Raw genomic sequence first — 19,914 nt, 5'->3', positions numbered from 1 at the left:
GACCAATCTTCGGAAATCGCCCGCAAGACCAGCGAAGGCATGCAGGTACAGTTCCGCGAAATCGACCAGGTGGCCACCGCGTCCAACGAAATGAGCGCCACGGCCCATGATGTTGCCAACAGTGCATCGAACGCCGCCAATGCCGCCAGGGGTGCCGATCAGTCGGCGCGCGACGGCATGTCGATCATCGAGCGCAGCACCCATGACATCAATCAACTGGCCAACGAAGTCAGCAAGGCGGTGACGGAGGTCGAAGCGCTGGCGGTCAACAGCGAACAGATCGGCTCGGTCCTGGAAGTGATTCGCAGCATCGCCGAACAAACCAATCTGCTGGCACTCAACGCGGCGATCGAAGCTGCCCGCGCCGGTGAAAGCGGTCGCGGTTTTGCGGTGGTCGCCGACGAAGTGCGTAACCTCGCCAAGCGTACCCAGGATTCGGTCGAAGAAATTCGGCTGGTGATCGAACGCATCCAGAGCGGCACCCGCGGTGTCGTCGCTACCATGCATTCGAGCCAGAGCCAGGCCCACAGCAATGCCGGACAGATCCAGCAGGCGGTTCAGGCTCTGGGCAAAATCAGTGACGCCGTTACTGTGATCAGCGACATGAACCTGCAGATCGCCAGTGCCGCTGAACAGCAAAGCGCCGTGGCCGAAGAGGTCAACCGCAACGTCTCGGCGATCCGCACCGTCACCGAAACCCTGACCGGCCAGGCCACCGAATCGGCGCAGATCAGCGGCCAGCTAAACGCCTTGACCACGCACCAGATGAAACTGATGGATCAGTTCCGGGTTTAACGGCTGCTTGCCAGGAGCAAGCTTGCTCCGGGGGGCGCTCCGACAATGAACGCTCGCACCTGAATCCATCGCGAGCGAGCCAGCCCCCACAGCAATTAGCGTCGTTCATCAATCGCATTAACGAGGCACATGTGGGAGCTGGCTTGTGTGGCGAGGGGGCTTGTCGGAACGCCGCATCGCCCCGTTGGGTCGCGAAGCGGCCCCATAACAGTAATCCGGGACTACTGCGTAGTCCAACGGGGCAATGCGGCGGTCCGACCTTCAACGAAAAAAACCGCCGGCCTATCCCGGGCCGGCTGGCAGGCCAGCCGCAACCTCATAAACTCAACAAGCCGCTATATAAGCCGTAGGCCGCCAGGCCCGCGCCGCTGATCACACAGGTAAATATGCCTTTCTCCACGAGGGTGAACAGGGGCTTGCCCTGCTCGTGTCGAGCCTTGGCAAACAGGATCACCCCGGGGGCATACAGCAACGCCGAGAGCAGCAGATACTTCAATCCGCCGGCATACAGCAACCACACGGCGTAGGCCAGGGCGATGGCGGAAATCACCAGGTCCTTGCTGCGCTCGACCGCAGCCTGTTCGTAGGTTTCACCGCGCCCGCTGAGCAAAAACGCGTAGGCCGCCGACCACAGATACGGCACCAGAATCATCGAAGATGCCAGGTAGATCAGGCTGGTGTAGGTACCGGCGGAAAACAGCGTAATCAGCAGGAACAGCTGGATCATCCCATTGGTCAGCCACAATGCATTGACCGGTACATGGTTGGCGTTTTCCCGGGTCAGGAACGCCGGCATGGTCTTGTCTTTCGCCGTGGCGAAGAGAATTTCGGCGCACAGCAGCGCCCAGGACAACAGGGCACCCAACAGTGAAATCGCCAGACCGACACTGATCAGCAGTGCACCCCACGGGCCGACGATATGCTCCAGCACGGCGGCCAGCGACGGGTTTTGCAGCTTCGCCAGCTCCGGCTGGCTCATGATCCCCAGTGACAGCACGTTCACCAGCACCAGCAGCGCCAGTACTCCGATAAATCCGATGACCGTCGCCCGCCCCACGTCCGAACGTTTCTCTGCCCGGGCTGAATAGACGCTGGCGCCTTCGATCCCGATGAATACAAACACGGTGACCAGCATCATGTGCCGCACCTGGTCCATCACGCTGCCAAACTCCGGATTGCTGTGGCCCCAAATGTCCCGGGTAAAAATGTCCGCCTTGAACGCCACGGCGGCAATGACGATGAACATGATCAGCGGCACGATCTTGGCCACCGTGGTCACTTGATTGATGAACGTCGCCTCCTTGATTCCGCGCATCACCACAAAATGCACGGTCCACAGCAATAACGAAGCGCAGGCGATGGCGATTGGTGTGTTGCCTTCGCCAAACACCGGAAAAAAATAACCGAGGGTGCTGAACAGCAGCACGAAGTAGCCCACGTTACCCAGCCAGGCGCTGATCCAGTAGCCCCAGGCCGAGGAAAACCCCAGGTAGTCGCCGAACCCGGCCTTGGCGTAGGCATACACCCCGGAGTCCAGTTCGGGCTTGCGATTGGCCAGGGTCTGGAACACGAAGGCCAGGGTCAGCATGCCAACGGCTGTGATCGCCCAGCCGATCAGGATCGCACCGGCATCGGCGCGGGCCGCCATGTTCTGTGGCAGAGAAAAGATCCCGCCGCCAATCATCGACCCCACTACCAGCGCGATCAATGCGTTCAGGCGAAGTTTTTGCGTCGGTTGCGACATGCGGTCTCCAGATCCCGGGGAGCGGCAAGGCGCCGCAAAATCGTCATATAACGGGCGTTAACTATGTAGGAAAGCGTAATAACCTTTATCGAATAACGCCAACCAAAGCTCTTTATATAAAAACAATCTCATAAAAAACACTCTTATAATTTTTTCTTCAAACATTTTCTGCAGGCATGCCGAATTTGTACTAGAGATCCGGGAAAATTTGCGGATTAACCAAAAAGAACTAGCTTCATTAATCGCGGTAACTATAAAAAGTTTATCAAACACTACAGAGGCCTCTGGAACAGGCATTTCAGCGAGTCGCTCCAGCGCGTGGCAACGTCTCGGAGTTAGCAACGGAATGTGAACAAGCACTGATCTGAATCAGTTGTTTGAATGGCTAACAGACCTAGTCTGCTGCCTCTTTTCTCCCGCATGGAGTCATGCAATGTCGGAAGCTCCCGGAAAACTGAAACTCGGCGCGTTGGTGGCGCTGGTCGTTGGTTCGATGATTGGTGGCGGGATCTTTTCTCTGCCACAGAACATGGCCGCCAGTGCTGATGTCGGCGCGATTTTGATTGGCTGGGCGATCACCGCCGTCGGCATGCTGACTCTCGCGTTTGTCTTTCAGACGCTGGCCAACCGCAAACCTGATCTGGACGGCGGGGTCTACGCCTACGCCAAGGCCGGCTTCGGCGACTACATGGGTTTCTCGTCCGCCTGGGGATACTGGATCAGTGCCTGGCTGGGCAACGTGGGCTACTTCGTGCTGCTGTTCAGCACCCTGGGTTATTTCTTCCCGATTTTCGGCGAAGGCAACACCGTAGCAGCTGTGATTGGTGCGTCGGTGTTGCTCTGGGCCGTGCACTTCCTCGTGCTGCGGGGGATCAAGGAAGCGGCGTTCATCAACCTGGTGACCACCGTCGCCAAGATCGTACCGCTGCTGTTGTTCATGCTGATTGCCCTGTTCGCGTTCAAGCTGGATATCTTCACTGCTGACATCTGGGGCTTGAAAAACCCGGACCTGGGCAGCGTGATGGATCAGGTGCGCAAGATGATGCTGGTCACCGTGTGGGTGTTCATCGGCATTGAAGGCGCAAGCATCTTTTCCGCCCGCGCGGAAAAACGCAGCGACGTGGGTAAAGCCACGGTAATAGGCTTCGTTACCGTGCTGCTGTTTCTGGTGCTGGTGAACGTGCTGTCGCTGGGCATCATGACTCAGCCGGAACTGGCCAAACTGCAGAACCCGTCCATGGCCGCCGTGCTGGAACATATCGTCGGTCCCTGGGGCGCGATACTGATCAGCGTCGGCCTGATCATCTCGCTGCTGGGTGCACTGTTGTCCTGGGTACTGCTGTGCGCGGAGATCATGTTCGCCGCAGCCAAGGACCACACCATGCCGGAGTTCCTGCGCAAGGAAAACGCCAACCACGTACCGGTCAACGCCCTGTGGCTGACCAATGCCATGGTCCAGGTGTTTTTGGTCATCACCCTGTTCTCCGCCAGTACCTACCTGTCGCTGATCTACCTCGCCACCTCGATGATTCTGGTGCCTTACCTGTGGTCTGCGGCCTATGCCCTGCTGCTGGCAGTGCGTGGCGAAACCTATGAAGGCGCCGCGGGCCAGCGGCGCAAGGACCTGATCATTGGCGCCGTAGCCCTGATCTATGCGGTCTGGCTGCTGTATGCCGGCGGTATCAAGTACTTGCTGCTCTCCGCCTTGCTCTATGCCCCCGGCGTGATCCTGTTCGCCAAGGCCAAGCTGGAACTCAACAAACCGGTTTTCACCAACGTCGAGAAGCTTATGTTCGCCGCAGTCGTCGTGGGCGCCTTGGTGGCGGCCTACGGACTCTATGACGGCTTCCTGACCCTGTAATGCAACTGTTTTGTCATCTGGAGGATCACTGAAATGACCACGGAAAAAGTTAAGTACGGCGTCCATTCCGAAGCCGGCAAACTGCGCAAAGTCATGGTTTGCTCCCCAGGACTTGCCCATCAGCGGCTGACCCCGAACAACTGCGACGAACTGCTGTTTGACGATGTGCTGTGGGTGGCACAAGCCAAGCGCGACCACTTTGACTTCGTCACCAAAATGCGTGAACGCAATATCGACGTGCTGGAAATGCACAACCTGCTGACCGATATCGTCGCCATCCCCGAGGCCCTGGACTGGATTCTGCAACGCAAGGTCACCCCGGATTCGGTGGGCCTTGGCCTGATCAATGAAACCAACTCGTGGTTGCGCAGCCTGGAGCCGCGCCATATCGCCGAGTTCCTGATCGGCGGCGTCTCCGGTGACGATCTGCCGGACAGCTTCGGTGGCAAGGCCATCGAGATGTTCCGCAACTTCCTCGGCCACACCAGCTTCATTCTGCCACCGCTGCCCAACACCCAGTTCACCCGCGATACCACCTGCTGGATCTATGGTGGCGTTACCCTCAACCCGATGTATTGGCCGGCACGCCGTCAGGAAACCCTGCTGACCACCGCCATCTACAAATTCCACCCCGAGTTCACCAAAGCCGATTTCGAGATCTGGTACGGCGACCCGGACCAGGATCATGGCAACTCCACCCTGGAGGGTGGCGACGTGATGCCTATCGGCAACGGCGTGGTGTTGATCGGAATGGGCGAACGCTCTTCGCGCCAGGCCATCGCCCAACTGGCGGTGAATCTGTTCCAGAAAAAAGCCGTAGAGAAAGTGATAGTCGCCGGCCTGCCGAAATCCCGCGCGGCAATGCACCTGGACACCGTCTTCAGCTTCTGCGACCGCGACCTGGTAACCGTTTTCCCGGAAGTGGTGAACCAGATCGTCGCCTTCACCCTGCGTCCCGACGAAAGCAAGCCGGGCGGTATCGACATTCGTCGCGAGGAAACCAACTTCCTCGACACCGTGGCCAAGGCACTCAACCTCAAGGAGCTGCGTGTGGTTGAAACCGGCGGTAACAGCTTCGCCGCCGAACGCGAGCAATGGGACGACGGCAACAACGTGGTGGCGGTGGAACCGGGCGTGGTCATCGGCTACGACCGCAACACCTACACCAACACCCTGCTGCGCAAGGCAGGTGTGGAAGTGATCACCATCAGCGCCGGAGAACTCGGCCGCGGCCGTGGCGGCGGTCACTGCATGACCTGCCCGATCATCCGCGACCCGATCGACTACTAACCTGACAACCTTGGCCCGCGCTGCCCCAAAGCAAGCGCGGCCAGGGGGACAACCGATACTTTTTAGGAGAAGCAAAATGGCGTTCAATATTCATAACCGCAATCTGCTGAGCCTGGAACACCACACCCCTCGCGAATTGCGCTACCTGCTCGACCTGTCTCGCGACCTCAAACGCGCCAAGTACACCGGCACCGAGCAGCAACACCTCAAAGGCAACAATATCGCGCTGATCTTCGAGAAAACCTCGACCCGCACCCGCTGTGCGTTCGAAGTTGCAGCCTACGACCAGGGCGCCAACGTCACCTACATCGACCCGAACTCCTCGCAGATCGGTCACAAGGAAAGCATGAAGGACACCGCCCGCGTGCTGGGGCGCATGTACGATGCCATCGAGTACCGTGGCTTCAAGCAGGAAATCGTCGAGGAGCTGGCCAAGTTCGCCGGCGTGCCGGTGTTCAACGGCCTGACCGATGAATACCACCCGACCCAGATGATCGCCGACGTGTTGACCATGCGTGAAAACGCCGACAAGCCCATCCATGAGATCAGCTACGTGTACCTGGGCGACGCGCGCAACAACATGGGCAACTCGCTGCTGCTGATCGGCGCCAAGCTCGGCATGGACGTGCGCATCTGCGCGCCGAAAGCCCTGTGGCCGCTGGACGACCTGGTAGCCCGCTGCAAAAAGTACGGTGAAGAAAGCGGCGCCCGCATCACCCTCACCGAAGACCCGAAAGCCGCGGTCAAGGGCGTGGACTTCATTCACACCGACGTCTGGGTATCCATGGGCGAACCGGTCGAAGCCTGGGCCGAGCGCATCCAGCAACTGCTGCCGTATCAGGTCAACGCCGAACTGATGAAGGCCACCGGCAACCCGCGCACCAAGTTCATGCACTGCCTGCCGGCGTTCCACAACAGCGACACCAAGATCGGCAAACAGATTGCCGAGCAGTACCCGAACCTGAAAAACGGCATCGAAGTGACCGATGACGTGTTCGAGTCGCCGGCCTGCATCGCCTTCGAGCAAGCGGAAAACCGCATGCACACCATCAAGGCGATTCTGGTGTCGACCCTGGCTGACCTCTAACGGCTGATTCGGCTCCCACTGAAGTAAAAGGGTCAAATGTGGGAGCGGGCTTGCTCGCGAATGCGCAGTGTCAGTCAACATCATTGTTTTCTGATACATCGCATTCGCGAGCAAGCCCGCTCCCACACTGGCCCGATTTCAACCGGGAGACCGCGTTACTTGCAAACTCTTTGCTTAGAAGGACATGCACCATGCGTATCGTCGTTGCTCTGGGCGGTAACGCCCTGCTCCGCCGGGGCGAGCCCATGACCGCTGACAACCAGCGCGCCAACATCCGCATCGCCACCGAGCAGATCGCCAAGATCCATCCCGGCAACCAACTGGTCATTGCCCACGGCAATGGTCCGCAAGTAGGCCTGCTGTCACTGCAAGCGGCGGCCTATACCCCGGTTTCACCCTATCCGCTGGACGTGCTCGGCGCTGAAACCGAAGGCATGATCGGCTACATCATCGAACAGGAACTGGGCAACCTGCTGGACTTCGAAGTGCCCTTCGCGACCCTGCTGACCCAGGTCGAAGTCGATGCCGACGACCCGGCGTTCAAGAATCCCACCAAGCCCATCGGCCCGGTGTATGCCAAGGACGAAGCAGAACAACTGGCCGCCGAAAAAGGTTGGGCCATCGCCCCGGACGGTGATAAATATCGCCGAGTGGTCGCCAGCCCGAAACCGAAACGAATTTTCGAAATCCGCCCGATCAAGTGGCTGCTGGAAAAAGGCAGCATCGTGATCTGCGCCGGCGGTGGCGGCATCCCGACCATGTATACCAGCCCCGGTAAGCTCGAGGGCGTGGAAGCGGTGATCGACAAGGACCTGTGCTCGGCGCTGTTGGCCGAACAGCTTGAAGGTGATTTGCTGGTAATTGCCACCGACGTCAACGCTGCATTTGTCGACTTTGGCAAACCGACGCAGAAATCCATCGTCCAGGCTCACCCGGATGAAATGGAAAAACTCGGCTTCGCCGCCGGCTCCATGGGGCCGAAGGTGCAGGCAGCCTGCGAATTTGCGCGCCATACTGGAAAAGTCGCGGTCATCGGCTCACTCTCGGACATTGAAGCCATCGTCCAGGGCACCGCCGGCACCCGAATCAGCACAGCGACACCTGGCATTACTTACTCATAAGGAGAGACGTCTATGGCACAGTTTGAGCCAGGTCATTTACACATCGAGCGTCACGCACTGACCCCGGATGATGTCAGCTACAACCTGCACATCGACTACGAAGTCAGTAAGGGCCCCAAAGGGGACAAAGGCATCCAGTTCACCATGCATGGCAACATTCAGGGCAAGGACATGAGCGAGCCGTTCTTCCTGCCCAAGGAGGAAGCGTACAACTTCGCCAACAACGTGACAAAAATCGCCGAGAAGTACGGCATTCCCAAGGAGAAGAGCACCATTGCGTCGGTACACAAGCATTACGACATGATGTTTGAAGACATCCGGGAGCAGCTGAACATGAAATCCGGCGACCCGGTAAACCCCGAGCACTTCGAATAACCCCCGACCTTGTGGGAGCGGGCTTGCTCGCGAAGGCGGTGTGCCAGTCGATTCAGATAGTGACTGACACACCGCCTTCGCGAGCAAGCCCGCTCCCACATGGGTCGTATCACCCCCCCCCCAAGTCCTGCGCTGAATTTCACCTTCCCTGCGCACCAAGGCATAATTGCCACCCTCCGCACCTCAGAACCAAAAACGCCCCATGCGTATCCACGTCAGCTTCATCGACCGCGTCGGTATCACCCAGGAAGTCCTGGCCCTGCTCGGCGGGCGCAATCTCAATCTGGATGCGGTGGAGATGGTTCCGCCCAATGTCTACATCGACGCCCCGACCCTGAGCCCGCAAGTCCTCGAAGAGCTGCGCGATGCCCTGTTCAGCGTGCGCGGCGTACAAGCGGTGACGGTGGTGGATATCCTGCCCGGCCAGCGTCGGCATTTGCAGCTCGATGCCTTGCTGGCGGCCATGACCGACCCGGTGCTGGCGCTGGACAGTGCCGGCAAGGTGTTGCTGGCCAACCCGGCATTGATCGCCCTGTACGGCCGTGAACCGGCCGGGGAAAGCATCGCTGAATTGTTCAACGACCCGGCCTTGCTTGATGCGTTGCTCGAACAGGGCTTCCGCCTGCCTTTGCGGGAAATCACCGTCAACGGCCAGACCTTGCTGCTCGACGCCACGCCAATCACCGATGCCGGTGCCCTGCTGACCCTGTATCAACCGAACCGCATCGGCGAGCGCCTGTCGGCGTTGCACCATGATCATGCCGAAGGGTTTGACGCGCTGCTCGGCGAATCCCCGGTGATCCGCACCCTCAAGGCCCGCGCCCAGCGCGTAGCGGCCCTCGATGCACCGCTGCTGATTCAGGGCGAAACCGGCACCGGCAAAGAGCTGGTGGCCCGCGCTTGCCACGCCATCAGCGCACGCCACAGTTCACCATTCCTGGCGTTGAACTGTGCGGCGTTGCCGGAGAACCTCGCCGAGAGCGAGCTGTTTGGTTATGCCCCGGGCGCCTTCACCGGCGCGCAACGGGGAGGCAAGCCGGGGCTGATGGAACTGGCCAACCAAGGCACGGTGTTTCTCGACGAGATCGGCGAGATGTCGCCGTATTTGCAGGCGAAACTGCTGCGTTTTCTCAACGACGGCAGTTTTCGCCGGGTCGGCGGTGATCGCGAGGTCAAGGTCAACGTGCGGATCCTCAGCGCAACCCACCGCGATCTGGAAAAAATGGTCAGCGAAGGCCAGTTCCGCGAAGACCTGTTCTATCGCCTCAATGTGCTCAATGTCGAGGTTCCGCCACTGCGTGAACGCGGCCAGGACATTCTGCTGCTGGCCCGCCATTTCATGCAGCAGGCCTGCGCACAGATCCAGCGCCCGGTCTGCCGCCTGGCACCGGGCACCTATCCGGCGTTGTTGGGTAATCGCTGGCCGGGCAATGTGCGGCAGTTGCAGAACGTGATCTTCCGCGCCGCGGCCATTTGCGAAAGCACTCTGGTGGACATCGGCGACCTCGACATCGCCGGCACCTCGGTGGCCCGCCAGAACGACCAGCAAGTCGACAGCCTGGAACAGGCCATGGAGGAGTTCGAGAAAACCCTGCTGGAAAAACTCTACGCCAGCTACCCCTCGACCCGCCAACTGGCCAACCGCCTGCAAACCTCCCACACCGCTATCGCCCATCGGCTGCGCAAGTACGGGATTCCCAACAAGGCCTGAAACCGTTCATCTCTGATTCACGCGAACCCTGTGGGAGCGGGCTTGCTCGCGAAGGCGGTGTATCAGTCGACGAATATGTTGACTGGCACACAGCCTTCGCGAGCAAGCCCGCTCCCACAAGTTCTGTGTCCCGTCGGAAAATCTCTCCAAAAGCGACCTCCACCTGTACTGAAAGCGCTACAGTGGAACGATATCGCTACACCTCTCCCCGATCACGGCTGTGCAAGGCTTTGATCCGCCTCAGCTTTTTTCTCGTGCCCGCGCCGTATCGATTTCGCTACAGTGATTGAATTTTTCCGCCCGACACATACTTACAAGTCATTGATTAATAACGAATTTATCAATTCTGGCCGCATTCTTGCTAAGTACTCCTGCATAACCGGGCACCGCCCCAGCATTCAATAGCATCCACCAGACCAGTCTGGCCCCCAGGAGTTTCCATGAGCGAGTTGCGTTTTACTGAAGATCACGAATGGCTGCGCACCGAAGCTGACGGCAGCGTAACTGTCGGCATCACCGCGTTTGCACAGAACGCCCTGGGCGACGTGGTTTTCGTTCAACTGCCCGAGCTGCAGTCCTACGACAAAGGCGCCGAAGCCGCCACCGTGGAATCGGTCAAAGCAGCCAGTGGCGTATACATGCCCCTGGACGGCGAAGTGCTGGAAGTGAACCCGGCGCTGGACGCCAACCCTGAGCTGGTCAACGAAGATCCGCTGGGCGAAGGCTGGTTCTTCCGCTTCCAGCCAAGCGACGCCTCGGCTGTCGCTCAACTGCTCGATCAGGACGCCTACGACCGCCTGATCAAAGCCCAAGCCGAAGCCTGAGGAGCACTGACATGACTCAAGTCAACCTGACAACCGCCAACGAATTCATCGCCCGTCACATCGGCCCTCGCGCCGGTGACGAACAAGCGATGCTCAACAGCCTCGGCTTCGACTCCCTGGAAGCCTTGAGCGCCAGCGTCATTCCCGACAGCATCAAGGGCACCAGCGTGCTCGGCCTGGAAGACGGCTTGAGCGAAGCCGACGCGCTGGCTTCGATCAAGGCCATCGCCGGCAAGAACCAACTGTTCAAGACCTACATCGGCCAGGGCTACTACGGTACCCACACGCCTTCGCCGATCCTGCGCAACCTCCTGGAAAACCCGGCCTGGTACACCGCCTACACCCCATACCAGCCAGAAATTTCCCAGGGCCGTCTCGAAGCGCTACTGAACTTCCAGACCCTGATCAGCGACCTCACCGGCCTGCCGATCGCCAACGCCTCCCTGCTCGACGAAGCCACTGCCGCTGCCGAAGCCATGACCTTCTGCAAGCGCCTGAGCAAGAACAAGGGCAGCCACCAGTTCTTCGCCTCCGTGCATTGCCACCCGCAAACCCTCGACGTACTGCGCACCCGCGCCGAGCCGCTGGGCATCGACGTGGTTGTCGGCGACGAGCACGAACTGACTGATGTCAGCGCCTTCTTCGGCGCCCTGTTGCAATACCCGGCCAGCAACGGTGACGTGTTCGACTACCGCGAACTGACCGAGCGCTTCCACGCCGCCAACGCGCTGGTGGCCGTGGCGGCTGACCTGCTGGCCCTGACCCTGCTGACCCCGCCGGGCGAATTCGGTGCCGACGTGTCTATCGGCAGTGCACAACGCTTCGGCGTGCCGCTGGGCTTCGGTGGCCCGCACGCGGCGTACTTTTCCACCAAAGATGCGTTCAAGCGCGACATGCCGGGCCGTCTGGTCGGTGTTTCCGTGGACCGTTTCGGCAAGCCGGCCCTGCGCCTGGCCATGCAGACCCGCGAACAACACATCCGTCGTGAAAAAGCGACCAGCAACATCTGCACCGCGCAAGTACTGCTGGCCAACATCGCCAGCATGTACGCCGTGTACCACGGTCCCAAAGGCCTGACCCAAATCGCCAATCGCGTGCATCACTTGACCGCGATCCTGGCCAAAGGCTTTACCGCCCTGGGCCTGAACGTCGAGCAGCAAAGCTTCTTCGACACCCTGACCCTCGCCACCGCTGCCAACACTGCAGCCCTGCACGACCAGGCTCGCGCCCAGCGCATCAACCTGCGTGTGGTCGATGGCGAACGCCTGGGTCTGTCGGTGGACGAAACCACCACCCAGTCCGACATCGAAACCCTGTGGGCAATCTTCGCCGACGGTAAGGCACTGCCGGACTTCGCCGCCCTCGCCGGCTCGGTCGCCAGCACTCTGCCGGCCGCCCTGGTGCGTCAGTCGCCAATCCTCAGCCACCCGGTGTTCAACCGCTATCACTCGGAAACCGAGCTGATGCGCTACCTGCGCAAACTGGCGGACAAGGACCTGGCACTGGATCGCACCATGATCCCGCTGGGTTCGTGCACCATGAAACTCAACGCCGCCAGCGAAATGATCCCGGTGACCTGGGCCGAATTCGGTGCCCTGCACCCATTCGCCCCAGCCGAGCAAAGTGCTGGGTACCAGCAGTTGACCGATGAACTGGAAGCGATGCTCTGCGCCGCCACCGGTTACGACTCGATCTCGTTGCAACCTAACGCCGGTTCCCAAGGCGAATACGCAGGTCTGCTGGCGATTCGCGCCTATCACCAGAGCCGTGGCGAAGACCGCCGCGACATCTGCCTGATCCCGTCGTCAGCCCACGGCACCAACCCTGCCACCGCCCAAATGGCCGGCATGCGCGTTGTCGTGACCGCCTGCGATGCCCGAGGCAACGTCGACATCGAAGACCTGCGCGCCAAGGCCATCGAGCACCGCGAACACCTCGCCGCGCTGATGATCACCTACCCGTCGACCCACGGCGTGTTCGAAGAAGGCATCCGCGAAATCTGCGGCATCATTCATGACAACGGCGGCCAGGTGTACATCGACGGCGCCAACATGAACGCAATGGTCGGCCTCTGTGCACCAGGCAAGTTCGGCGGCGACGTGTCGCACCTGAACCTGCACAAGACGTTCTGCATTCCACACGGTGGTGGCGGCCCGGGCGTCGGCCCGATCGGCGTCAAGTCGCACCTGGCTCCGTTCCTGCCGGGCCACGCCCACATGGCACGCAAGGAAGGCGCTGTATGCGCGGCACCGTTCGGCAGCGCGAGCATTCTGCCGATCACCTGGATGTACATTCGTATGATGGGTGGCGCCGGCCTCAAGCGCGCTTCGCAGCTGGCGATCCTCAATGCCAACTACATTTCCCGTCGCCTCGAAGAGCATTACCCAGTGCTGTACACCGGCAGCAATGGCCTGGTGGCGCACGAATGCATCCTGGATCTGCGTCCGTTGAAAGACAGCAGCGGCATCAGTGTTGATGACGTCGCCAAGCGCCTGATCGATTTCGGCTTCCACGCCCCGACCATGTCGTTCCCGGTGGCCGGCACACTGATGATCGAGCCGACCGAAAGCGAGTCCAAGGAAGAACTGGATCGTTTCTGCGACGCCATGATCCGCATTCGCGAAGAAATCCGCGCGGTGGAAAACGGCACCCTGGACAAGGACGACAACCCGCTGAAGAACGCCCCGCACACCGCAGCGGAAATCGTTGGCGAGTGGACGCATCCGTACAGCCGCGAGCAAGCGGTTTACCCGGTAGCGTCGTTGATCGAAGGCAAGTACTGGCCGCCGGTCGGTCGCGTCGACAACGTGTTTGGCGATCGCAACCTGGTTTGCGCCTGCCCGTCGATCGAAAGCTACGCTTAAACGAATGAGGGGGTGGGTTTACTCGCCCCCACTGTTCAAGAACACCGCCTTCCCCTTGTGGGAGCGGGCTTGCTCGCGAAGGCGGTGTGTCAGGCGCCAGATGTGCTGCCTGTTACGCCGCCTTCGCGAGCAAGCCCGCTCCCACAGGGTCCAGTCTCATCACAAGATTTGCGTCGATATCCAATAACAAGAAACCGGAGAACAACCATGTCGTTAAGCGTGTTCGACCTGTTCAAGATTGGCATCGGCCCCTCCAGTTCCCACACCGTCGGCCCGATGCGCGCGGCTGCGCGGTTTGCCGAAGGCTTGCGTCGCGAGAACCTGCTGACCTCAACCGCCTGCGTCAAAGTCGAGCTGTACGGCTCGCTCGGCGCCACCGGCAAGGGCCACGGCAGTGACAAGGCCGTGCTGCTGGGCCTGGAAGGCGAACACCCGGATACCGTGGACACGGAAACCGTCGCTGCGCGCCTGCAAGAGATTCGCAGCAACGCACGCTTGAACCTGCTCGGTGAACACAGCATTGCGTTCAACGAGAAAGAACACCTGGCGATGATTCGCAAACCCCTGCCTTATCACCCTAACGGCATGATTTTCCGCGCGTTCGACGCTGCAGGCCTGCAAATCCGCAGCCGCGAGTATTACTCAGTGGGCGGTGGTTTTGTCGTCGATGAAGACGCCGCCGGCGCCGACCGTATCGTCGAAGACGCCACGCCCCTGACCTTCCCGTTCAAGAGCGCCAAGGATCTTCTCGGTCATTGCGTCAAATACGGACTGTCGATCAGCCAGGTGATGCTGACCAACGAAAGCGCCTGGCGCCCGGAAGCGCAAACCCGTGCCGGCCTGCTGAACATCTGGCAAGTCATGCAAGACTGCGTCGCGGCCGGATGCCGTAACGAAGGCATCCTGCCCGGTGGCCTGAAGGTCAAGCGTCGGGCCGCCGCGCTGCACCGACAATTGTGCAAGAACCCCGAATCGTCCTTGCGCGATCCGCTGTCGGTGCTGGACTGGGTCAACCTCTACGCCCTGGCGGTCAACGAAGAAAACGCCAATGGCGGGCGCGTGGTGACGGCACCGACCAACGGCGCGGCCGGGATCATTCCGGCGGTACTGCATTACTACATGCGCTTCATCCCCGGCGCGACTGACGACGGCGTGGTGCGGTTCCTGTTGACCGCTGCGGCCATCGGCATTCTGTACAAGGAAAACGCCTCGATCTCCGGCGCCGAAGTCGGCTGTCAGGGTGAAGTCGGCGTTGCCTGTTCCATGGCCGCCGGTGCCTTGTGCGAGGTGCTCGGCGGCACCGTGCAACAAGTGGAGAACGCCGCGGAAATCGGCATGGAACACAACCTCGGCCTGACTTGCGACCCGATCGGCGGACTGGTGCAGGTGCCCTGCATCGAGCGCAACGCCATGGGTTCGGTCAAGGCCATCAATGCCGTGCGCATGGCCTTGCGCGGCGACGGGCAACACTTCGTCTCCCTCGACAAGGTCATTCGCACCATGCGCCAGACCGGCGCCGACATGAAAAGCAAATACAAGGAAACCGCCCGTGGCGGTTTGGCGGTCAACATTATCGAGTGCTGATGTGCTCACCACGTCTGCACACTTTTTCAGGAGCTGAATATGTCCACCGAACAACTGTTGAAAACCCCGCTGCACGCTCTGCACATCGAACTCGGTGCGCGCATGGTGCCGTTCGCCGGCTATGACATGCCCGTGCAATACCCGTTGGGCGTGATGAAGGAACACCAGCACACCCGTGATCAAGCCGGGCTGTTCGATGTCTCGCACATGGGCCAGATCCGCCTGACCGGTGCCAACGCTGCCAAGGCCCTGGAGACCCTGGTGCCGGTGGACATCATCGACCTGCCGGTGGGCATGCAGCGCTACGCCATGTTCACCAACCAGACCGGTGGCATCCTTGACGACCTGATGGTCGCCAACCTGGGCAACGACGAGCTGTTCCTGGTGGTCAACGCCGCTTGCAAGGATCAGGACCTGGCGCACCTGCGCCAACACATCGGCGACCAGTGCACCATTGAGCCGCTGTTCGAAGAACGTGCGCTGCTCGCCTTGCAAGGTCCGGCGGCGGTCACCGTGCTGGCGCGCCTGGCACCAGAAGCTGCAAAAATGACCTTCATGCAGTTCGCCCGGGTAAAACTGCTGGGCGTGGACTGCTTCGTCAGCCGCTCGGGTTATACCGGTGAAGACGGTTTCGAAATCTCCGTGCCGACCGCCAACGCCGAAGCGCTGGCTCGCGCGCTGCTGGCTGAACCGGAAGTGGCTGCCATTGGCCTGGGCGCACGCGACTCCCTGCGTCTGGAAGCGGGCCTGTGCCTGTACGGCCACGACATGAACACCGAAACGTCGCCAATCGAAGCCAGCCTGCTGTGGGCGATCTCGAAACCTCGCCGTGCCGATGGTGCGCGGGCCGGTGGCTTCCCTGGCGCCGAAAACGTGTTCGCTCAGCAACAATCAGGTGTCAGCCGCAAGCGTGTCGGCCTGTTACCGCAGGAGCGCACCCCGGTGCGTGAGGGCGCCGAGATCGTCAATGAAGCGGGCGAGATCATCGGCAGCGTCTGCAGCGGTGGTTTCGGACCGACCTTGGGTGCGCCGCTGGCCATGGGTTACGTCGACAGCGCCTACACTGCGCTGGACACTCCCGTGTGGGCGATCGTACGTGGGAAAAAGGTGCCTTTGGTTGTAAGCAAAATGCCATTTGTTCCACAACGCTACTACCGTGGCTGATTAATTGTTCCTATAAGTAACGCGATTGCGTTAACAGCGCACTAATGTGTAACGCAATCGCCATAAAATAGTGCATGGTTTTAGCTCTAAGCTTCGATTATGAACTTTGCTTATAACGATCGAAAACAATTGAACAACGTTAGTGAATAAGGCTCCACTAGTGAACTGACTAAATGCCATCAACCTGAGCAAATACGGGCCCTCGCGGGGGCTTGTTTTTACTCCCGTAGTTGGCGTAGAGTTTGTTCACTGTGTTTGCATGGGTCGCTTGGAATCGTGACCTGGGCAGTAGCCTACAAGTTAGCTACATCCCGTTCGACGTCTTCTTACTCTCCTGCAACCAGCCCCAGTACTCTTTCATGAGAAAGAGACTGTCATCAATTTTTGCGTCAAAGGAAATAAGAAATGTCCCAACGTCAGAGCGGTACCGTCAAGTGGTTTAACGACGAGAAAGGTTTTGGTTTTATCACTCCTGAAAGCGGTCCGGATCTGTTCGTCCACTTCCGCGCCATCCAGGGCAACGGCTTCAAGAGCCTGAAAGAAGGCCAGAAAGTGACTTTCATCGCTGTGCAGGGCCAGAAAGGCATGCAGGCTGACGAAGTACAAGCAGAAGCCTAATCTTCTGTAACGAAAAAGCCCCTGATGCTGACATCAGGGGCTTTTTTGTGCGCGTAAATCCGTAAAATGGCTTCTTTTTTCGCCGAGAGTCCGCCATGTCGAAACACCTGCTTACTCCCCAGGGCGACTTTCCCGCCGCTGGCCTGGGTCGTCGTCTGGCTGCGATGTTCTATGACTTCCTGTTGTGCACGGCCCTGTTGATCGTTACCAGCGGCGTTTACAAGATGGTGCAGATGGCGATCATCGGCGAAGAGCGGATGCGCACCCTGACCGAAGCTGGCGCGCTGGACGGTGACCCGTTGCTCTCGACGATCCTGCTGTTCGCGCTGTTCGGTTTCTTCGCCAAGTTCTGGACGTATACCGGCCAGACGCTGGGCATGCAGGTCTGGTGCATCCGCGTACAGAATGCCGATGGCTCATCCATCAGCCTGTGGCAGGCGCTGCTGCGCTTTGTGGTGTCGATCGCGTCGTTGCTGTGCGTGGGCCTGGGATTCTTCTGGCCGCTGCTCGACAAGCAAAAACGCAGCTGGCATGACATGTACTCCAATACCCAGCTGGTGCGCATTCCCAAGAAGACCAAGTAATTTCCAGCAAGCACAAACCAATGTGGGAGCGGACTTGCTCGCGAAGGGGGCGTGTCAGACAACATCGAAGTCGACTGATACGCCCCCTTCGCGGGCAAGCCCGCTCCCACAGTTTTATGCGACCTGCCTGGTAGATCTCAGGCGTTCCCCGCCAGTTTCATCCGCGCAGCCTGAGTGAAATCAAGCATGCGTTTCAACGGCCGAATCGCCTGCGGAATCAGCGCCGGATCAACAAAGATCTCATTCGCCCCTTCCTTCAAGCTCTTCAGCGTGCGCTCAAGGGTGTTCATCGCCATCCACGGGCAATGCGCGCAACTGCGGCACGCCGCGCCGTTACCCGCCGTTGGAGCTTCGATAAACACCTTGTCCGGGCAAAGCTGCTGCATCTTGTAGAAGATGCCGCGATCAGTGGCGACGATCAGCGTCTTGTTCGGCAGGCTCTGTGCCGCTGCAATCAGCTGACTGGTGGAGCCGACGGCATCCGCCAGCTCGATCACCGAAGTGGGCGACTCCGGGTGCACCAGAATGGCAGCATCGGGGTACAGCGCCTTCATGTCTTCGAGCTGCTTGGATTTGAACTCTTCGTGGACGATGCAGGCACCGTCCCACAGCAGCATGTCGGCACCGGTCTTGCGCTGGATGTAAGTACCCAGGTGCTTGTCCGGGCCCCAGATGATGGTTTCGCCGTTATCCATCAGGCTCTCGACGATCTCCAGCGCACAGCTTGAAGTCACCACCCAGTCCGCCCGCGCCTTGACCGCCGCCGAAGTGTTGGCGTAGACCACCACCGTACGTTCCGGGTGCTGATCGCAGAACGCCGAAAACTCGTCCACAGGGCAACCCAGGTCCAGCGAGCAGGTCGCCTCCAGGGTCGGCATCAGGATGCGTTTTTCAGGGTTGAGGATCTTGGCCGTCTCGCCCATGAATTTCACACCGGCGACGACCACGGTCTTGGCCGGGTGAGCATTACCGAAGCGAGCCATTTCCAGCGAGTCGGAAACGCAACCACCGGTTTCTTCGGCCAGAGCCTGAATCACCGGATCGCAATAGAAGTGTGCGACCAGCACCGCGTCCTGAGCCTTGAGCTCGGCAGCGATGGCGGCGCGGTAGTAAGCCTCTTCGTCAGCGGTCAGCGGCTTGGGCTGCTTGGCGTCGAGGTGGGCTTGAACCAGAAGGCGTTCGGAAATCTGCGTCATGTTCGCAAGACCTGCAGGCGCTTAAGCGCGAAAGTCGAGTATACACCCCGGCTCCAGACCCTTGAGGGTACCGCCGGGAGAGTGAGTAATCATCAGAGCTTTGAAGATGCGCAAGGCTACAGAATAACCGCAGGATGCAAAAGATGATTCTGGCCTGAGCGGCGCAGCGCTGGCCGGGAGCGGCGAAAGCGCAAATCGCAGGCAAAAAAAAACCCGGAAATCCTCACTTTCGTGGGCCTTCCGGATTTTCTAAACCGCCAAATATGGTGGGTCGTGTGGGATTCGAACCTACGACCAATTGGTTAAAAGCCAACTGCTCTACCAACTGAGCTAACGACCCGCTGTGTGGTGGCGCGTATAATACTGATTTTTAAGGACTATTCAACACCTATTTTAAAATAATTCAAAAATAAGGGGTTGGATCGCTGATTCCGGCCGCCACGAAGCCTTCAGCGCGCAGGCGGCAGCTGTCGCATTTGCCGCAAGCGCGGCCATTGTCGTCAGCCTGATAGCAGGAAACGGTGAGGCTGTAATCCACACCCAGCTTCACGCCAGCCTGAACAATTTGCGCCTTGCTGAGGTTTTGCAGCGGCGCCTGAATGCGGAAGCCATTGCCTTCTACACCGGCCTTGGTCGCCAGATTGGCCATTCGCTCGAACGACTCGATGAACTCGGGACGACAGTCCGGGTAACCGGAGTAATCCACCGCATTAACACCAATGAAGATGTCCCGTGCGCCGAGCACTTCAGCCCAGCCCAGGGCCAGGGACAGGAACACCGTGTTACGCGCTGGCACGTAAGTCACCGGAATGCCCTCGCCCAACTCTTCCGGAATGTCGATGCTGCTGTCAGTCAGCGCTGAGCCACCCATGCCGTTCAGGTTGAGACCGATCACCTTGTGCTCGACCACACCGAGATCCCGCGCAACGCGCTCGGCGGCGTACAACTCAGCGTGAGAGCGCTGACCGTAGTCGAAGCTCATGGTGTAGCAGCTATAGCCTTCGGCACGCGCCATCGCGACGACCGTTGCCGAGTCCAGGCCACCGGACAGCAAGATGACCGCACGCTTTTCATTAGTGTTCAGTTGCTCAGTCAT

16 protein-coding genes and 1 tRNA gene are annotated in these 19,914 nt (G+C 59.7%); 13 read left to right on the top strand and 4 right to left on the bottom strand.

The window, feature by feature from the left end:
* The first annotated feature begins 39 nt into the window (after positions 1 to 39).
* Positions 40 to 795 (top strand): methyl-accepting chemotaxis protein, encoded by a 756-nt coding sequence (locus ASE98_RS27605; protein WP_442962688.1) that lies wholly within the window; start codon positions 40 to 42, stop codon positions 793 to 795.
* Between the two features lie 316 nt (positions 796 to 1,111).
* On the opposite strand, the gene arcD (ASE98_RS01555) is transcribed toward ASE98_RS27605, so the two are convergent.
* Positions 1,112 to 2,539, bottom strand: a complete 1,428-nt coding sequence (arcD, locus tag ASE98_RS01555; protein WP_060539666.1) for an arginine-ornithine antiporter — start codon at positions 2,537 to 2,539, stop codon at positions 1,112 to 1,114.
* A gap of 433 nt (positions 2,540 to 2,972) precedes the next feature.
* Here arcD (ASE98_RS01555) and arcD (ASE98_RS01545) point away from each other — a divergent pair, with 433 nt between their 5' ends.
* From arcD (ASE98_RS01545) to ASE98_RS01490, 12 genes are all read left to right on the top strand, one after another.
* Positions 2,973 to 4,400: an arginine-ornithine antiporter gene (gene arcD, locus ASE98_RS01545; RefSeq protein ID WP_060539664.1), complete on the top strand. Its 1,428-nt coding sequence runs from the start codon at positions 2,973 to 2,975 to the stop codon at positions 4,398 to 4,400.
* Positions 4,401 to 4,433: 33 nt separating this feature from the next.
* Positions 4,434 to 5,690, top strand: a complete 1,257-nt coding sequence (arcA, locus tag ASE98_RS01540; RefSeq protein ID WP_060539663.1) for an arginine deiminase — start codon at positions 4,434 to 4,436, stop codon at positions 5,688 to 5,690.
* Between the two features lie 76 nt (positions 5,691 to 5,766).
* Positions 5,767 to 6,777: an ornithine carbamoyltransferase gene (locus ASE98_RS01535; RefSeq protein ID WP_060539662.1), complete on the top strand. Its 1,011-nt coding sequence runs from the start codon at positions 5,767 to 5,769 to the stop codon at positions 6,775 to 6,777.
* A 191-nt stretch (positions 6,778 to 6,968) separates the two neighbouring features.
* Positions 6,969 to 7,898, top strand: a complete 930-nt coding sequence (gene arcC, locus ASE98_RS01530) for a carbamate kinase (protein ID WP_060539661.1) — start codon at positions 6,969 to 6,971, stop codon at positions 7,896 to 7,898.
* 12 nt (positions 7,899 to 7,910) lie between these two features.
* The gene (locus tag ASE98_RS01525; protein WP_060539660.1) at positions 7,911 to 8,273 is read left to right on the top strand and encodes a DUF5064 family protein; all 363 of its coding nucleotides are present in this window, start codon (positions 7,911 to 7,913) and stop codon (positions 8,271 to 8,273) included.
* A 202-nt stretch (positions 8,274 to 8,475) separates the two neighbouring features.
* Complete coding sequence (locus ASE98_RS01520; protein WP_060539659.1) at positions 8,476 to 9,984, top strand: sigma-54-dependent transcriptional regulator; 1,509 nt, start codon at positions 8,476 to 8,478, stop codon at positions 9,982 to 9,984.
* 440 nt (positions 9,985 to 10,424) lie between these two features.
* Positions 10,425 to 10,808, top strand: a complete 384-nt coding sequence (gene gcvH / locus ASE98_RS01515; protein WP_060539658.1) for a glycine cleavage system protein GcvH — start codon at positions 10,425 to 10,427, stop codon at positions 10,806 to 10,808.
* An 11-nt stretch (positions 10,809 to 10,819) separates the two neighbouring features.
* Entirely contained in the window at positions 10,820 to 13,672 is a 2,853-nt protein-coding gene (gcvP, locus tag ASE98_RS01510) for an aminomethyl-transferring glycine dehydrogenase (protein WP_060539657.1), read from the top strand.
* Between the two features lie 207 nt (positions 13,673 to 13,879).
* Positions 13,880 to 15,256 (top strand): L-serine ammonia-lyase, encoded by a 1,377-nt coding sequence (locus ASE98_RS01505; RefSeq protein ID WP_060539656.1) that lies wholly within the window; start codon positions 13,880 to 13,882, stop codon positions 15,254 to 15,256.
* A 39-nt stretch (positions 15,257 to 15,295) separates the two neighbouring features.
* Entirely contained in the window at positions 15,296 to 16,420 is a 1,125-nt protein-coding gene (gene gcvT / locus ASE98_RS01500) for a glycine cleavage system aminomethyltransferase GcvT (protein WP_060539655.1), read from the top strand.
* Positions 16,421 to 16,825: 405 nt separating this feature from the next.
* Positions 16,826 to 17,038 (top strand): cold-shock protein, encoded by a 213-nt coding sequence (locus ASE98_RS01495; protein WP_007977299.1) that lies wholly within the window; start codon positions 16,826 to 16,828, stop codon positions 17,036 to 17,038.
* Positions 17,039 to 17,133: 95 nt separating this feature from the next.
* A complete protein-coding gene (locus tag ASE98_RS01490; protein ID WP_060539654.1) occupies positions 17,134 to 17,622 on the top strand; it encodes an RDD family protein in 489 nt (162 codons plus the stop codon).
* Positions 17,623 to 17,759: 137 nt separating this feature from the next.
* On the opposite strand, the gene nadA is transcribed toward ASE98_RS01490, so the two are convergent.
* The 3 genes from nadA to queC all read right to left on the bottom strand — a co-directional run bounded on the left by nadA (position 17,760) and on the right by queC (position 19,914).
* Positions 17,760 to 18,818, bottom strand: a complete 1,059-nt coding sequence (gene nadA / locus ASE98_RS01485) for a quinolinate synthase NadA (RefSeq protein WP_060539653.1) — start codon at positions 18,816 to 18,818, stop codon at positions 17,760 to 17,762.
* A 264-nt stretch (positions 18,819 to 19,082) separates the two neighbouring features.
* A tRNA-Lys gene (locus tag ASE98_RS01480) sits at positions 19,083 to 19,158 on the bottom strand.
* A 63-nt stretch (positions 19,159 to 19,221) separates the two neighbouring features.
* Complete coding sequence (queC, locus tag ASE98_RS01475; RefSeq protein WP_060539652.1) at positions 19,222 to 19,914, bottom strand: 7-cyano-7-deazaguanine synthase QueC; 693 nt, start codon at positions 19,912 to 19,914, stop codon at positions 19,222 to 19,224.

This window comes from Pseudomonas sp. Leaf48 (assembly GCF_001421885.1).
Taxonomy (GTDB): Bacteria; Pseudomonadota; Gammaproteobacteria; order Pseudomonadales; family Pseudomonadaceae; genus Aquipseudomonas.
The sequence above is the reverse complement of the archived record's forward strand: the minus strand, read 5'-3'. Positions and strand labels throughout refer to the sequence as shown.

Bases quoted from the DNA above. Each gene is read 5' to 3' on its own strand.
- ASE98_RS27605 (WP_442962688.1), top strand. From the start codon at position 40: ATGCAGGTACAGTTCCGCGAAATCGACCAGGTGGCCACCGCGTCCAAC.
- arcD (WP_060539666.1), bottom strand. From the start codon at position 2,539: ATGTCGCAACCGACGCAAAAACTTCGCCTGAACGCATTGATCGCGCTG.
- arcD (WP_060539664.1), top strand. From the start codon at position 2,973: ATGTCGGAAGCTCCCGGAAAACTGAAACTCGGCGCGTTGGTGGCGCTG.
- arcA (WP_060539663.1), top strand. From the start codon at position 4,434: ATGACCACGGAAAAAGTTAAGTACGGCGTCCATTCCGAAGCCGGCAAA.
- ASE98_RS01535 (WP_060539662.1), top strand. From the start codon at position 5,767: ATGGCGTTCAATATTCATAACCGCAATCTGCTGAGCCTGGAACACCAC.
- arcC (WP_060539661.1), top strand. From the start codon at position 6,969: ATGCGTATCGTCGTTGCTCTGGGCGGTAACGCCCTGCTCCGCCGGGGC.
- ASE98_RS01525 (WP_060539660.1), top strand. From the start codon at position 7,911: ATGGCACAGTTTGAGCCAGGTCATTTACACATCGAGCGTCACGCACTG.
- ASE98_RS01520 (WP_060539659.1), top strand. From the start codon at position 8,476: ATGCGTATCCACGTCAGCTTCATCGACCGCGTCGGTATCACCCAGGAA.
- gcvH (WP_060539658.1), top strand. From the start codon at position 10,425: ATGAGCGAGTTGCGTTTTACTGAAGATCACGAATGGCTGCGCACCGAA.
- gcvP (WP_060539657.1), top strand. From the start codon at position 10,820: ATGACTCAAGTCAACCTGACAACCGCCAACGAATTCATCGCCCGTCAC.
- ASE98_RS01505 (WP_060539656.1), top strand. From the start codon at position 13,880: ATGTCGTTAAGCGTGTTCGACCTGTTCAAGATTGGCATCGGCCCCTCC.
- gcvT (WP_060539655.1), top strand. From the start codon at position 15,296: ATGTCCACCGAACAACTGTTGAAAACCCCGCTGCACGCTCTGCACATC.
- ASE98_RS01495 (WP_007977299.1), top strand. From the start codon at position 16,826: ATGTCCCAACGTCAGAGCGGTACCGTCAAGTGGTTTAACGACGAGAAA.
- ASE98_RS01490 (WP_060539654.1), top strand. From the start codon at position 17,134: ATGTCGAAACACCTGCTTACTCCCCAGGGCGACTTTCCCGCCGCTGGC.
- nadA (WP_060539653.1), bottom strand. From the start codon at position 18,818: ATGACGCAGATTTCCGAACGCCTTCTGGTTCAAGCCCACCTCGACGCC.
- queC (WP_060539652.1), bottom strand. From the start codon at position 19,914: ATGACTGAGCAACTGAACACTAATGAAAAGCGTGCGGTCATCTTGCTG.